We start from the raw sequence: 12,119 nt of genomic DNA on the forward strand, positions 1-12,119 counted from the left end.
CCGGACGTCCCCATGGGTCTGACGCGTCGCACGTGACGCGTTTCATACGCAGGGACGCCCGCCATACGGCCTGAACATGCCGTCCGCGCGAGGCACGCGCCGGGCGGCTTCCCTGCTGTCCGCAGCGGGGTGGCTATGCTGCCGAGTTGTTGTGCGGACCGGACGAGTGCGCCCGAAGGGGGGCGGGCCGCCCCGGTCCGACGAGAGCGAGGAGGCGTCCGGGCATGGAGACGACGAGTAGTGCAGTCGCGCAGGCGTCGGCCGCGGAGGGCAGACAGGGGGGACGTCCGTCCCCCTCCGCCCGGCGCACGGTCGACGGTTATCTGGAGGCGCCCTTCTCCTGGTACGGCCTCGACGAGGCGTTCAGCGGGCCGCGCTGGCTGATGCAGGTCGGCGCGGGAGCCGACGGGGCCGTCGAGCACGGGTCCCTCGGGCACGGCGACGAGCCGTCCGTGAAGAACGAGTTCGCGGCCCAGGGCGGCGACTCCAAGGAGAAGTTCGCGGTCGTCGTGACGATCGCCGCCCACCCGTCCCGGCGCAGCGCCGACGGCACCGGGCTGCTGGAGGCCACCTCGGTCTCGTCGGCCGCCTGGCTGGCCGGGGTGGGGCTGCTGTCCTTCACCTGGCCGGGGCAGATGGACCACAGCCTGCGCGACGACTGGCTCGACCAGCAGACCGAGACGGCGTGGGCGCTGGCCGACGACCTCGAAGGCGCCGACTGGTCCTCGCTCTCCCTGCCGGTGGACGGCGTGCCGACGCCGTTCCACTACCGGGAGTCCGAGTTCGGCTGGGTGCTCGCCGGGTCCACCGAGGCGGGCGTCCACCTGGGCGCGTACGGGCGCGGGATGAGCGTGTACGGGCTCGGCTTCGCCGCGGTCAAGGACCTCGGCGCCTACACGTAGCGAGACGACCGCACCCCGGGGCGCCGCTCGACGGCGCCCCGGACGCGCGTGCCGTTCGCCGTCAGAACTTGTTGCGGGGGGTGATCCCCAGCGACAGCCCCGCGAGCCCCCGCTGCCTGCCGCCGAGCTTGCCCGCGATGCCGCGCAGGGCCGCGCCCGCCGGGGAGTCGGGGGCCGCCAGGACGACCGGGGTGCCGTCGTCGCCGCCCTCGCGCAGCCGCAGGTCGATCGGGATGGAGCCGAGCACCGGGACCGAGGTGCCGGTGGTGCGGGTGAGCCCGTCGGCGACCAGCTGGCCGCCGCCGGTGCCGAAGACGTCGACCATCTCGTCGCAGTGCGGGCAGGGCAGGCCCGACATGTTCTCGACCACGCCGACGATCTTCTGATGGGTCTGGACGGCGATCGAGCCGGCCCGCTCGGCGACCTCGGCGGCGGCCTGCTGGGGCGTCGTCACGACCAGGATCTCTGCGTTCGGGACCAGCTGGGCGACCGAGATGGCGATGTCACCCGTGCCGGGCGGCAGGTCGAGCAGGAGGACGTCGAGGTCGCCCCAGTACACGTCCGCCAGGAACTGCTGGAGCGCCCGGTGCAGCATCGGGCCGCGCCAGACGACCGGTGCGTTGCCCGGCGTGAACATGCCGATCGAGATGACCTTCACGCCGTGCGCGGACGGCGGCATGATCATGTTCTCGACCTGGGTGGGACTGCCGTCGGCGCCCAGCATGCGCGGCACGCTGTGGCCGTAGATGTCTGCGTCGACCACGCCCACCTTGAGGCCGTCGGCCGCCATCGCCGCCGCCAGGTTCACCGTCACCGAGGACTTGCCGACGCCGCCCTTGCCCGAGGCGACCGCGTAGACGCGGGTCAGGCTGCCCGGTTTGGCGAACGGCACCTCGCGCTCGGCCTGCCCGCCGCGCAGCGCGTTCGCCAGCTCCTTGCGCTGCTCGTCGCTCATCACGTCCAGCTCGACGTCGACCCGGGTGACCCCCTCGACCCGGGCGACCGCGTCCGTCACGCGCTGGGTGATGGTGTCCCGCATCGGGCAGCCGGAGACCGTCAGGTACACGGCGACCGCGACCGCTCCGTCCGCACCGATCTCCACCGATTTGACCATCCCGAGGTCGGTGATGGGACGGTTGATCTCGGGGTCGTTCACCGTCGCCAGCGCTTCGCGCACCGCGTCTTCCGTAGCCATAAGGACGATGGTACGGCGCCGGGGGGCACCCGAGGGCAGTCGGTCAGCGGTCGTCTGTGTCACGCCCGCGCGACCGGTCCGCCGGGAATACGACGGGTTCCCGCTCGCCGCCGCGCGCTTCCTCCAGCTCCCTCACCAGGTCCTGGAGCTCGGAGCGGATCCAGTCCCTGGTGGCCACCTCGCCCAGGCCGATGCGCAGGGCGGCGATCTCCCGGGTCAGGTACTCGGTGTCGGCGATCGAGCGCTCGTTCTGCTTGCGGTCCTGCTCCAGGTTGACCCGGTCGCGGTCGTCCTGCCTGTTCTGCGCGAGCAGGATCAGCGGGGCCGCGTAGGACGCCTGGAGGGAGAGCATCAGCGTCAGGAAGATGAACGGGTACTGGTCGAACCGCAGGTCGCGCGGTGCGGCGATGTTCCACACCACCCACACCACGATCGCGACCGTCATCCAGACGATGAACCGCCCGGTGCCCAGGAACCGCGCGATCCGCTCCGACATGATGCCGAACGCCTCGGGGTCCCACTCGGGCAGCAGCCGGCGGCGGGGCGGGCGCGGCTGGTCGAGGCGGGCGCGCGGGCGCGCGGTGGCGGTGGCCCCGGTCGGGGTGCGCTCGCGGCCGCTGTCACGCTCGGGAGCCATGGCCGTCCGCCCCCTCGCCGTGGTCCCGGTCCTCGTGGCCGTCCCGCTCCCGGTCCTTGATCAGTTCCTCGTCCTCGTCCCCGCGACGGCCGTCGTCGGTGTCAGCGCTGTCGGCGCGGTCAGCTGTGTCAGTGGCGTCGGCGATGTCGACGGGGTCGTCCTCGTCGAGGTGGAACTCGGTCTCCCGCCAGTCGTCGGGCAGCATGTGGTCGAGGACGTCGTCCACGGTCACCGCGCCGAGCAGCGCCCCCGCCTCGTCCACGACGGGTGCCGCGACCATGTCGTAGGTGGCGAAGAACCCGGCGACGGCGGGCAGCGCCGCGTCCGGCGCCAGGGGCTTGAGGTCCTGGTCGAGGATCGAGCTGACCAGCGTGTACGGGGGGTCGCGCAGCAGCCGCTGGAAGTGCACGGTGCCCAGGTACTTGCCGGTCGGGGTGTCGTCGGGCGGCCGGCAGACGTAGACCTGGGCGGCGAGCGCGGGGGAGAGGTCGGCGTTGCGGACCCGGGCCAGGGCGTCGGCGACGGTGGCGTCGGGGCGCAGCACGATCGGCTCGGTCGTCATCAGACCGCCCGCCGTGCGCTCCTCGTACGACATCAGCCGCCGCATGTCGGCCGCGTCGGAGGGCTGCATCAGGCTCAGCAGCCGCTCCTTGTCCACCTCGGGCAGCTCCCGCAGCAGGTCGGCCGCGTCGTCCGGGTCCATGGCCTCCAGGACGTCCGCGGCCCGCTCCTCCTTGAGCTTGCCGAGGATCTCGATCTGGTCGTCCTCGGGCAGCTCCTCCAGGACGTCCGCCAGCCGGTCGTCGTCGAGGGCGGCGGCGACCTCCGCGCGGCGCTTGGGGGAGAGGTGGTGCAGCACGTTGGCGAGGTCGGCGGGGCGCAGCTTCTCGAAGGTGGCGAGGAGGTTCTCGGCGCCCTGTCCCTGCTCGTCGAGGGAGAAGCCGCTGACGGCTGACCACTCGACGGTCAGCGTCTCGCCCTTGGCCCGCCGGAAGGCGCCGCCCTTGCGGCCCTTGCGGACGAAGACCCGGTCGACCTCCCAGTCCCTGCGGGCGGGCAGTTGCCGCACCGACAGGTCGAGGACGGTGACCTCCTCGCCGCTCTCGGCGAGCACGACCCGCCGGTCGAGGAGTTCCCCGAAGACCAGCCGCTCGGTGGGCCGCTGCTCGAACCGGCGGACGTTGAGCACCCCGGTGGAGATGACCTGGCCCGACTCGACGCCGGTGACCCGGGTCATGGGCAGGAAGATCCGGCGCCTGCTGGTCAGTTCGACGACCAGGCCGAGCACCCGGGGCGGCCGGTTGCCGACGCGCAGCACGACGACCACGTCCCGCACCCGGCCGACCGCGTCGCCGTTCGGGTCGAAGACGGCGATGTCGGAGAGGTGCGAGACGAAGACCCGGGAAGGGGCGCCCGTTGCCATGCCCGCGCCTCCTCCCACGACGGTGTTGCGCGCTGCGCTTCTTTTCCGAATTGCCCGCTCGGATGGGCTTCAGGCTAGCCCGTCCCGATCGGATCCGCGCAGGTGGGGCTCGGCGAGGACTGGGTCCGCCGGGAGCGTGCGCCCCCGGTACGCTGCCGTACGCCGCTTGGGTCATTCGACGGAAAGGCAGCACCACCTGTGTCTGCGATCTCCCTGGGCCGTACGCGCCGGACCGCGCTCGCGGGCGCGGTCTGCGCCCTGGTCGTGACGGCGACGGGGCTGCTCTCCGGGTGCGGCGAGGACCCCGACGCGGGTACCAACGGGGTGGGGAAGCTGCCCGCCGAGCAGATCCAGCGCAAGACGCGGGCCGCGGCCGACGCCGCGGACACCGTGCGGCTGGCCGGGGACGTCGTCACCAACGGGCGCACCTACCGGCTCGACATGCGCCTGTCGGCGGACGGCGCGAGCGGCTCGGTCACCTCGAAGGGCGTCGCGTTCGGGCTGCTGCGGGTCGGCGAGCACCTCTATGTGAAGGCCGACGCCGACTTCTGGAGGCACGCGGAGGACGGCAAGGGCGGGGACGCCGACGCGGCGGGCAAGCTCGAAGGCAAGTACGTCAAGGTCCCGCAGGGCGACCCGGCGTACAAGAAGTTCAGCGGCTTCACCGAGAAGGACGTCCTGCTCGACGGGCTGCTCACGCTGCACGGCTCGCTGGCGACCGACGGCCACCACCAGCAGTCGGGCACCCGCACCATCCGCGTCACCGGCGACAAGGGCTCGGGCGGCACCCTCGACGTCTCCCTCGAGGGCAGCCCGTACCCGCTGCGGCTGGAGCGCGCGGGCGGCGCGGGCACCCTCACCTTCTCGGCCTGGGGCAAGTCCGTCGCCCTCGAGGAACCGGACGAGAGCGAGACCGTGGACTACGGCAAGCAACTGCCGACGTCCTGACGGCCGCTCCGGCGGCTATCCGCGCCGGCCCTTCCGCTTCCGTCCGCGCTTCAGCAGCAGCCGCGGCAGCCCGGCGGGGACCGGCTCCCTGGTGGTCGCGGGCGACGGCAGCGGCGGCCCGGCCAGTGATCCGTCGGGCAGCGGCGCCGTCGCGCCCGTCGGTTCGAGGCGCAGCACCCGGCACTCGCGCGCCCAGCGGGCCGGCATCGCCTCGCCGTCCGGCGCGTTGAGGCGCTTGCCCTTCAGCTCGGCGACCGTCGTCTCCCAGACCTCGGTGCCGGGCGCCACTTCGACGACGGTCGCCGCCCACGTCACCAGCCGGCCGCCCTTGTCCTTGCTGCGCGCGGTCACCAGGGCCCGGCCGCCGTCGGTCAGGGCGGGCAGCGGCTGTTCGCCCGGTCCGTCGCCGACCAGGCAGAGCGCGCCCTCGTGCCAGACGTGCCACAGCGGCCTCGCCGGGCCCGCGGAGCCCTCGACCCAGACGAGGCCGGACTTCTTCGTGGCCTCCTCGACCAGGGCCCGGTCCAGCAGCTCGCCAGTCAGCGCAGGTGTCATGAGGGGCAGCCTACTCAGGCGCCGTCACAGCCAGCCGTTGCGCTTGAGGGTGCGGTGGATGCCGAGGCAGATGCAGACCGTCACGCCCATGACCATCGGGTAGCCGAAACGCCACTCCAGCTCGGGCATGTGCTTGAAGTTCATGCCGTACACCCCGCACACCATCGTCGGGACGGCGACGATCGCGGCCCAGGAGGTGATCTTCCGCATGTCCTCGTTCTGCGCGACGGACGCCTGGGCGAGGTTGGCCTGGAGGATGGAGTTGAGCAGCTCGTCGAAGCCGATGACCTGCTCCTGGACCCGGGCGAGGTGGTCGGCGACGTCCCGGAAGTACTTCTGGATGTCCGGGTCGACCAGCCGCATCGGCCGCTCGGACAGCAGCTGCATCGGCCGCAGCAGCGGCGACACCGCCCGCTTGAACTCCAGCACCTCACGCTTGAGCTGGTAGATCCGCGCCGAGTCGACACCGCGCGACACCCCGCCCCTGCGGCCGGGCGAGAACACCTCGGTCTCCACCTCGTCGATGTCGTCCTGGACGGCGTCGGCGACCGCGATGTAACCGTCGACGACATGGTCGGCGATGGCGTGCAGCACGGCCGACGGGCCCTTGGCGAGCAGCTCGGGGTCGTCCTGGAGGCGGTGGCGCAGGGCGCGCAGGGAGCCCTGGCCGCCGTGCCTGACGGTGATGAAGAAGTCCCGTCCGGTGAAGCACATGACCTCGCCGGTCTCGACGACCTCGCTGTTGGCGGTGAGGCGGTCGTGCTCGACGTAGTGGATGGTCTTGAAGACGGTGAACAGGGAGTCGTCGTAGCGTTCGAGCTTGGGCCGCTGGTGGGCCTGGACGGCGTCCTCGACGGCCAGCGGGTGCAGCCCGAACTCGCCCGCGATACCGGAGAATTCGGCCTCGGTGGGCTCGTGCAGGCCGATCCACACGAACCCGCCGTCCCGGCGCACCTGGCGCATCGCCTCGTGCGGGGTGAGCGGAGCGGCCGTCGCGACGCGGGAGCCGTCGCGGTAGACGGCGCAGTCGACGACCGCCGACGGCGTCCCGGGGTCGCGGGTGGTGTCGTAGGAGGCGGTGTCCTTGCGCAGGGAGGCGCGGGACGGTCGGACCGCGGCGCGCAGGTCACGGATCATCGACATGGCGGGCTCCTTCGTGAAGCGAGCGACAAGCGACGAACGCCGGGTACGACGGCTGGAACTGCCCGGAATGGGGACGTCCTGACTGCGGAGGTTCGGCACGTCCACAAAGCGGGGAGCACCGCACCGTCGCGGTGGCGCGCTTCGTCACTGATACGGATCGGACGGATCAGACGGATCAGGCAAAACGAAACGAAGGGATCTTCCGAAGGAAGAACGCGGGATGACGCGAACCCGAGAGGTGGCGGCCGATCGAGTGGGAGCGGCTACGTCAGCGGGCGGAAGATCGGGTGGTACTGCACGGTCGACTTCGGTCCACCGCAGCCCCACCTCCTCCGGCCGGTCCCCCGTAGGGGAGTTCCATCGGCGTCGGAGCTTGATGGCGACGCTTCTGCGTGCTGCCCCGAACCACCGGGCAAGAGTAACAGTCGCCAGGAGTGTCAAGGCGCCGCTTTACCCGCTACTGGCGAGTTCTATGCTCACCGCATGGTTGATGTTCTCCCCCTGGTCGAGGCGAGGCTGCGCACCGCGCTGGGCGAACCGGACGCGCGCGCGGCGGTCACCTTCCTCGGCACCGACCGCGTCGAGGTGCTGCGCTTCCAGGAGCGTGACGTCGTCCGCTACGCCACCCTCGGCATGTCCGCCCACCCCATGACCGACCCGACCGCGATGCTCGCCGACCCGGTCGCCGGGCCGCGCGCCGAGCTGGTCCTGTCGGTGCGCGCCGGGGTCGCCGACACCGACAAGGCGCTCAGGCCGCTCGCCGTACTGGCCGCCTCCCCGCAGGTCGAGGGTCTGGTGGTGGCGCCCGGCGCCTCCCTCGACGTCGGCGAACCGCTGTGGCCCGGCGCCCCGTTCACCTCGGTCCTGGTGGCCGAGCCGGGCGGTCTCGTCGAGGATCTGGAGCTGGACGCGCCCCTCGACCCGGTCCGCTTCCTGCCGCTGCTGCCGATGACACCGAACGAGGCCGCCTGGAAACGGGTGCACGGCGCCCAGGCGCTCCAGGAACGCTGGCTGACCAGCGGGACGGACCTCAGGGACCCGGCCAGGAGATCCGTCCCGCTGGACTGACCCGGGCGTGAGCAACCTCACCAACGGGCCTCTGCCGCAGCTCAGTTGGCGAAGACCGTGACGCCGTCCTCGGTGGCGTGCCGGGTCTCCAGCTCCTGCGCCCGGTGGGTGAGCGAGCGCCGCCGCACGACGACCACGGCCGCGCCGAGCACCGCGGTGACGGCGGCGACCGTGAACGGCATGTGGATGTCGCTCCACTCCTCGATCTTCGGCGCGAAGAAGGGGGCAGCGGCGGCGGCGAACCAGCGCACGAAGTTGTAGCCGGCGCTCGCCACCGGGCGCGGCGCGTCCGAGACGCCGAGCGCCAGCTCGGTGTACACGGTGTTGTTCACGCCGATGAACGCGCCGGACAGGATCGTGCAGACGATCGCCGCGGTGTGACCGCCGTAGCCGAGCACCAGGACGTCGGCCGCGAGCAGCAGCAGCGAGCCGCCGAGCACCTTCAGCGAACCGAACCTCGCCTGGAGCCTGGGCGCCACGAACACCGAGAAGACGGCGAGCAGCACACCCCACGCGAAGAACACCGCACCCGACTTGTACGGCGTCATGTTCAGGACGAACGGGGTGAAGGCCAGCACCGTGAAGAACGTGTAGTTGTAGAAGAACGACGAGGCGGCGGCGGAGGCGAGCCCGCCGTGGCCGAGCGCCCTGATCGGGTCGAGCAGGGCCGTCTTCCGCGCGGGCCTCGGCTGCTCCTTGAGGAACACCGTGATGCACAGGAAGCCGACGGCCATCAGGAACGCGGTGCCGAAGAAGGGGTAGCGCCAGCTCGCGTCGCCGAGCAGCGCGCCGAGCAGCGGTCCGCAGGCCATGCCGAGGCCGAGCGCGGACTCGTAGAGCAGGATGGCCGCGGCGCTGCCGCCGGCCGCCGCGCCGACGATCACCGCGAGGGCGGTCGACACGAACAGGGCGTTGCCCAGGCCCCAGCCCGCGCGGAACCCGACGAGTTCGCCGACCGAGCCCGAGGTGCCGGCCAGACCGGCGAAGACCACGACCAGGGCGAGGCCGAGCAGCAGGGTCTTGCGGCCGCCGACGCGGCTGGAGACGAAGCCGGTGACCAGCATCGCGATGGCGGTGATCAGGAAGTAGGAGGTGAACAGGAGGGAGACCTGGCTCGCGGTGGCGTCCAGGCCCTTGGCGATGGACGGCAGGATCGGGTCGACGAGCCCGATGCCCATGAAGGCGACGACGGACGCGCCGGCCGTCGCCCACACCGCCTTCGGCTGCCGCAGGATGCCGCCCGCCCCGGCGTCGAAGGGGTCCTGCGCGCCGTCTCCCGTCCGCATGGTGCTGTCTCCTGTCGTCACTGCTGGCTCCGATCCCGACGAAGAGATGGTTGGTATTTACACAGACTAGATTAGGTTGGCTAACTAATGCAAGATACATCTAGTTCTTGAGGGGTCGGTTCCGGTCGGTGACCCGGCGATCCGGACGGGTGATCGTCCTTGACGTGGCGGTTCGAGGGTAGGACCGTGGGGCTCTATGAGGGGCGAACCCAGTTGCCCGAAGTGCGGTGGCCGGGTCAGGGCTCCCGGACTCTTCGCCGATTCCTGGCAGTGTGCCGTGCACGGGACGGTGCATCCGCTCCAGCCCGTGATCCCGCCCAGCGTCGAGGCCCTCGAAGTCGTGGTGCGTCGCACGCAGGTACCCGTGTGGATGCCCTGGCCGCTGCCGGTCGGCTGGCTGTTCACCGGCGTGGGCTGCGCGGGCGACGACCGCAGCGGCGGCCGCGCCACCGCGGTGGCCTGCTCGGGCCCCGGGCCGCTCGGCGGCGCCGGTGAGCTGATCCTCGTCGCCGAGGAACTGGGCGTCGGACTCGGCGCGCGGTACGCGGGCATCGAGGGACCCGACCCCGGCACCGGCATGGACGTGGGGAAACCCCCGCAGGCCAAGGTGCTCGCGGCCGGCCGGCCCACCCCGCTCTGGCACGTCACCGGGGCGCCCGAGGACCGCGCCGTCTTCGCGGGCGAGGCGCTCGGGCTCTGGGTCTGGGCCGTCGTCTGGCCCGAGCAGTCCGGGCTGCTGATGTACGACGAACTCGTCCTGACCGACCTGCGGGACGCCGGCGCGGAGATCGACCTGGTGCCCTGCGGGGCCCTGTCCCCGCGCCTGCTCACGCCGTAGCGGCCCGGCGCGGCCGGGGGTTCCGGCTGCCGGGCCCGGTCGCCGGGGGGCGGGGTGCCGCTCGGCGACCGGGCGGCGGAGCGTCTGGGAGACGCGGCGGAGCGTCGGAGAGACGCGGCGGAGTGTCGGGGAGAGTTGCTCAGGTCCGCGCGCCGGGGTCGCCGGGGAGTGTCGCCCGGGTCCCCGCGCCGGAGGGCCGGGAGGGCGGGGTGTCGCTCAGGTCCGCGCGCTGGGGTCGCCGGGGCGCCGGGAGCGCGGGATGCCGCCCGGGTCCGCGCGCCGGGGCGCCGGGAGGGCGGGGTGCCGCCCAGGTCAGCGCGCAGGGATCGCCGGGGAGTGTCGCCCGGGTCCGCACGCCCAGGTGCCGGGCGCCGGCGGCGGTCCGTGGGTGCCGGGGCGGTCGGTATGCTGAGGCGTCCCCTTTCGTTCCGTCCGTCCTGGAGTTTCGTCGTGCGTATCGACCTGCACACCCACTCCACGGCGTCCGACGGGACCGACACCCCCGCCGCACTGGTGCGCAACGCCGCCGCCGCGGGGCTCGACGTCGTCGCGCTGACCGACCACGACACCACCAGGGGGCACGCCGAGGCCGTCGCCGCGCTGCCCGAGGGGCTCACCCTCGTCACCGGCGCCGAACTGTCCTGCCGGGTCGGCGGGATCTCGCTGCACATGCTCGCCTACCTCTTCGACCCCGCCGAACCCGCGCTGCTCGCCGAGCGCGAGCTGGTGCGCGACGACCGGGTGCCGCGCGCCCAGGGCATGGTCGCCAAGCTGAACGCCCTCGGCGTGCCGGTCACCTGGGAGCAGGTGCGGCGGATCGCGGGGGAGGGCTCCGTCGGGCGCCCGCACGTCGCCACCGCCCTCGTCGAGCTGGGCGTCGTGCCGACCGTGGACGCCGCGTTCACGGCGGAGTGGCTCGCCGACGGCGGCCGGGCCCACATGGCGAAGCACGAGACCGACCCCTTCGAGGCGATCCGCCTGGTCAAGGCCGCGGGCGGGGTCACCGTCTTCGCCCACCCGGGCGCCAGCAAGCGCGGACGCACGGTGCCCGAGCCGGTGATCGCCGAACTGGCCGCCGCGGGGCTCGACGGCATCGAGGTCGACCACATGGACCACGACCCGGCCACCCGCGCCCGACTGCGCGGCCTCGCCAGGGAGCTGGGGCTGCTGGCCACCGGGTCGAGCGACTACCACGGCAGCCGCAAGACGTGCCTGCTCGGCGAGAACGTCACCGACCCCGAGGTCTACGGCGAGATCACCCGCCGGGCCACCGGGGCCTTCCCGGTGCCGGGGACCGGCGGAGCCTGACCCGCACCGCCGCCCGCCCGAACCACCCTCTCTCCCGCAAGGCCCTTCACCGATGTTCGACGTCGCCGTCTTCGGCTCGCTCTTCCTGACCCTCTTCGTGATCATGGATCCCCCCGGGATCACGCCGATCTTCCTCGCCCTGACCGCCGGACGCCCCGGCAAGGTGCAGAAGCGGATGGCCTTCCAGGCCGTCTGCGTGGCCGGCGGTGTGATCACCGTCTTCGGGCTGCTCGGCCACCAGATCCTGGACTACCTGCATGTCTCCGTGCCCGCGCTGATGATCGCGGGCGGGCTGCTGCTCCTGCTCATCGCCCTCGACCTGCTCACCGGCAAGACGGACGAACCCCAGCAGACCAAGGACGTCAACGTCGCCCTGGTCCCGCTGGGCATGCCGCTGCTGGCCGGGCCTGGAGCCATCGTCTCCGTCATCCTGGCCGTGCAGAAGGCGCACAGCGTAGCCACCCAGGTGTCGGTGTGGGCGGCGATCCTCGCGATCCATGTCGTGCTGTGGCTGGTGATGCGGTACTCGCTGCTGATCATCCGGGTCATCAAGGACGGCGGGGTGGTCCTGGTGACGCGGCTCGCGGGCATGATGCTCTCCGCCATCGCCGTGCAGCAGATCATCAACGGGGTGACGCAGGTGATCAAGGGCGCCTGAGGGGTGGCCGCGGGGCGCGCCTGATGGGGCTAAAGGGGTACGCCTGAGGGGCCCAAGGGGCGCGCCAGGGGTGGAGCGCTCGCGGGGCGGGTGCCCGTACGGGGCTCGCGCGCGGGGCGCCGGACGCACGGAGGCCCCGCACGGTCCTGCCGTGCGGG

The 12,119-nt window shown here is 72.5% G+C and carries 12 protein-coding genes; 6 read left to right on the forward strand and 6 right to left on the reverse strand.

The window, feature by feature from the left end; genetic code table 11:
- Nucleotides 1-224: 224 nt before the first annotated feature.
- Nucleotides 225-902, forward strand: a complete 678-nt coding sequence (locus DDJ31_RS25145; protein WP_127178107.1) for a hypothetical protein — start codon at nucleotides 225-227, stop codon at nucleotides 900-902.
- 61 nt (nucleotides 903-963) lie between these two features.
- Here the strand turns inward: DDJ31_RS25145 and DDJ31_RS25150 are convergent, their stop codons facing one another.
- The 3 genes from DDJ31_RS25150 to DDJ31_RS25160 are packed head-to-tail and all read right to left on the reverse strand — an operon-like array spanning nucleotide 964 to nucleotide 4,157.
- Nucleotides 964-2,097, reverse strand: coding sequence for an Mrp/NBP35 family ATP-binding protein (locus DDJ31_RS25150; protein ID WP_127178106.1), 1,134 nt, complete (start codon nucleotides 2,095-2,097; stop codon nucleotides 964-966).
- Nucleotides 2,098-2,140: 43 nt separating this feature from the next.
- Nucleotides 2,141-2,734: a DUF1003 domain-containing protein gene (locus DDJ31_RS25155; RefSeq protein WP_127178105.1), complete on the reverse strand. Its 594-nt coding sequence runs from the start codon at nucleotides 2,732-2,734 to the stop codon at nucleotides 2,141-2,143.
- Nucleotides 2,718-4,157 carry a magnesium transporter MgtE N-terminal domain-containing protein gene (locus DDJ31_RS25160; RefSeq protein ID WP_127178104.1) on the reverse strand — a complete coding sequence of 480 codons (1,440 nt, stop codon included), beginning with the start codon at nucleotides 4,155-4,157 and terminating at the stop codon, nucleotides 2,718-2,720. The genes DDJ31_RS25155 and DDJ31_RS25160 overlap by 17 nt, the downstream gene beginning before the upstream one ends.
- Before the next feature lie 198 nt (nucleotides 4,158-4,355).
- Between DDJ31_RS25160 and DDJ31_RS25165 the strand changes: the two genes are divergently transcribed.
- Nucleotides 4,356-5,105 carry a hypothetical protein gene (locus DDJ31_RS25165; RefSeq protein ID WP_171480900.1) on the forward strand — a complete coding sequence of 250 codons (750 nt, stop codon included), beginning with the start codon at nucleotides 4,356-4,358 and terminating at the stop codon, nucleotides 5,103-5,105.
- A gap of 15 nt (nucleotides 5,106-5,120) precedes the next feature.
- Here DDJ31_RS25165 and DDJ31_RS25170 read toward each other — a convergent pair whose 3' ends face one another.
- On the reverse strand, nucleotides 5,121-5,648 hold the full coding sequence (locus tag DDJ31_RS25170) for a hypothetical protein (protein ID WP_127182608.1): 528 nt from the start codon (nucleotides 5,646-5,648) through the stop codon (nucleotides 5,121-5,123).
- 36 nt (nucleotides 5,649-5,684) lie between these two features.
- On the reverse strand, nucleotides 5,685-6,803 hold the full coding sequence (locus DDJ31_RS25175) for a magnesium and cobalt transport protein CorA (RefSeq protein ID WP_127178103.1): 1,119 nt from the start codon (nucleotides 6,801-6,803) through the stop codon (nucleotides 5,685-5,687).
- Between the two features lie 483 nt (nucleotides 6,804-7,286).
- On the opposite strand from DDJ31_RS25175, the gene DDJ31_RS25180 reads away from it, so the two are divergent.
- A complete protein-coding gene (locus DDJ31_RS25180; protein WP_127178102.1) occupies nucleotides 7,287-7,871 on the forward strand; it encodes a suppressor of fused domain protein in 585 nt (194 codons plus the stop codon).
- A gap of 41 nt (nucleotides 7,872-7,912) precedes the next feature.
- Here the strand turns inward: DDJ31_RS25180 and DDJ31_RS25185 are convergent, their stop codons facing one another.
- Nucleotides 7,913-9,157, reverse strand: coding sequence for an MFS transporter (locus tag DDJ31_RS25185; protein ID WP_127178101.1), 1,245 nt, complete (start codon nucleotides 9,155-9,157; stop codon nucleotides 7,913-7,915).
- Nucleotides 9,158-9,353: 196 nt separating this feature from the next.
- On the opposite strand from DDJ31_RS25185, the gene DDJ31_RS25190 reads away from it, so the two are divergent.
- The 3 genes from DDJ31_RS25190 (at nucleotide 9,354) to DDJ31_RS25200 (ending at nucleotide 11,961) form a co-directional block, all read left to right on the forward strand.
- Complete coding sequence (locus tag DDJ31_RS25190) at nucleotides 9,354-9,995, forward strand: DUF6758 family protein (protein ID WP_127178100.1); 642 nt, start codon at nucleotides 9,354-9,356, stop codon at nucleotides 9,993-9,995.
- Between the two features lie 450 nt (nucleotides 9,996-10,445).
- A complete protein-coding gene (locus DDJ31_RS25195) occupies nucleotides 10,446-11,303 on the forward strand; it encodes a PHP domain-containing protein (RefSeq protein ID WP_127178099.1) in 858 nt (285 codons plus the stop codon).
- A gap of 52 nt (nucleotides 11,304-11,355) precedes the next feature.
- Nucleotides 11,356-11,961, forward strand: a complete 606-nt coding sequence (locus tag DDJ31_RS25200; protein WP_127178098.1) for a MarC family protein — start codon at nucleotides 11,356-11,358, stop codon at nucleotides 11,959-11,961.
- Nucleotides 11,962-12,119 lie beyond the last annotated feature (158 nt).

Source organism: Streptomyces griseoviridis, from assembly GCF_005222485.1.
GTDB classification, from domain to species: Bacteria; Actinomycetota; Actinomycetes; order Streptomycetales; family Streptomycetaceae; genus Streptomyces; species Streptomyces hintoniae.

Excerpts from the sequence above, each read along its gene's own strand:
- DDJ31_RS25145 (WP_127178107.1), top strand. The coding sequence starts at position 225 with ATGGAGACGACGAGTAGTGCAGTCGCGCAGGCGTCGGCCGCGGAGGGC.
- DDJ31_RS25150 (WP_127178106.1), bottom strand. The coding sequence starts at position 2,097 with ATGGCTACGGAAGACGCGGTGCGCGAAGCGCTGGCGACGGTGAACGAC.
- DDJ31_RS25155 (WP_127178105.1), bottom strand. The coding sequence starts at position 2,734 with ATGGCTCCCGAGCGTGACAGCGGCCGCGAGCGCACCCCGACCGGGGCC.
- DDJ31_RS25160 (WP_127178104.1), bottom strand. The coding sequence starts at position 4,157 with ATGGCAACGGGCGCCCCTTCCCGGGTCTTCGTCTCGCACCTCTCCGAC.
- DDJ31_RS25175 (WP_127178103.1), bottom strand. The coding sequence starts at position 6,803 with ATGTCGATGATCCGTGACCTGCGCGCCGCGGTCCGACCGTCCCGCGCC.
- DDJ31_RS25180 (WP_127178102.1), top strand. The coding sequence starts at position 7,287 with ATGGTTGATGTTCTCCCCCTGGTCGAGGCGAGGCTGCGCACCGCGCTG.
- DDJ31_RS25185 (WP_127178101.1), bottom strand. The coding sequence starts at position 9,157 with ATGCGGACGGGAGACGGCGCGCAGGACCCCTTCGACGCCGGGGCGGGC.
- DDJ31_RS25190 (WP_127178100.1), top strand. The coding sequence starts at position 9,354 with ATGAGGGGCGAACCCAGTTGCCCGAAGTGCGGTGGCCGGGTCAGGGCT.
- DDJ31_RS25200 (WP_127178098.1), top strand. The coding sequence starts at position 11,356 with ATGTTCGACGTCGCCGTCTTCGGCTCGCTCTTCCTGACCCTCTTCGTG.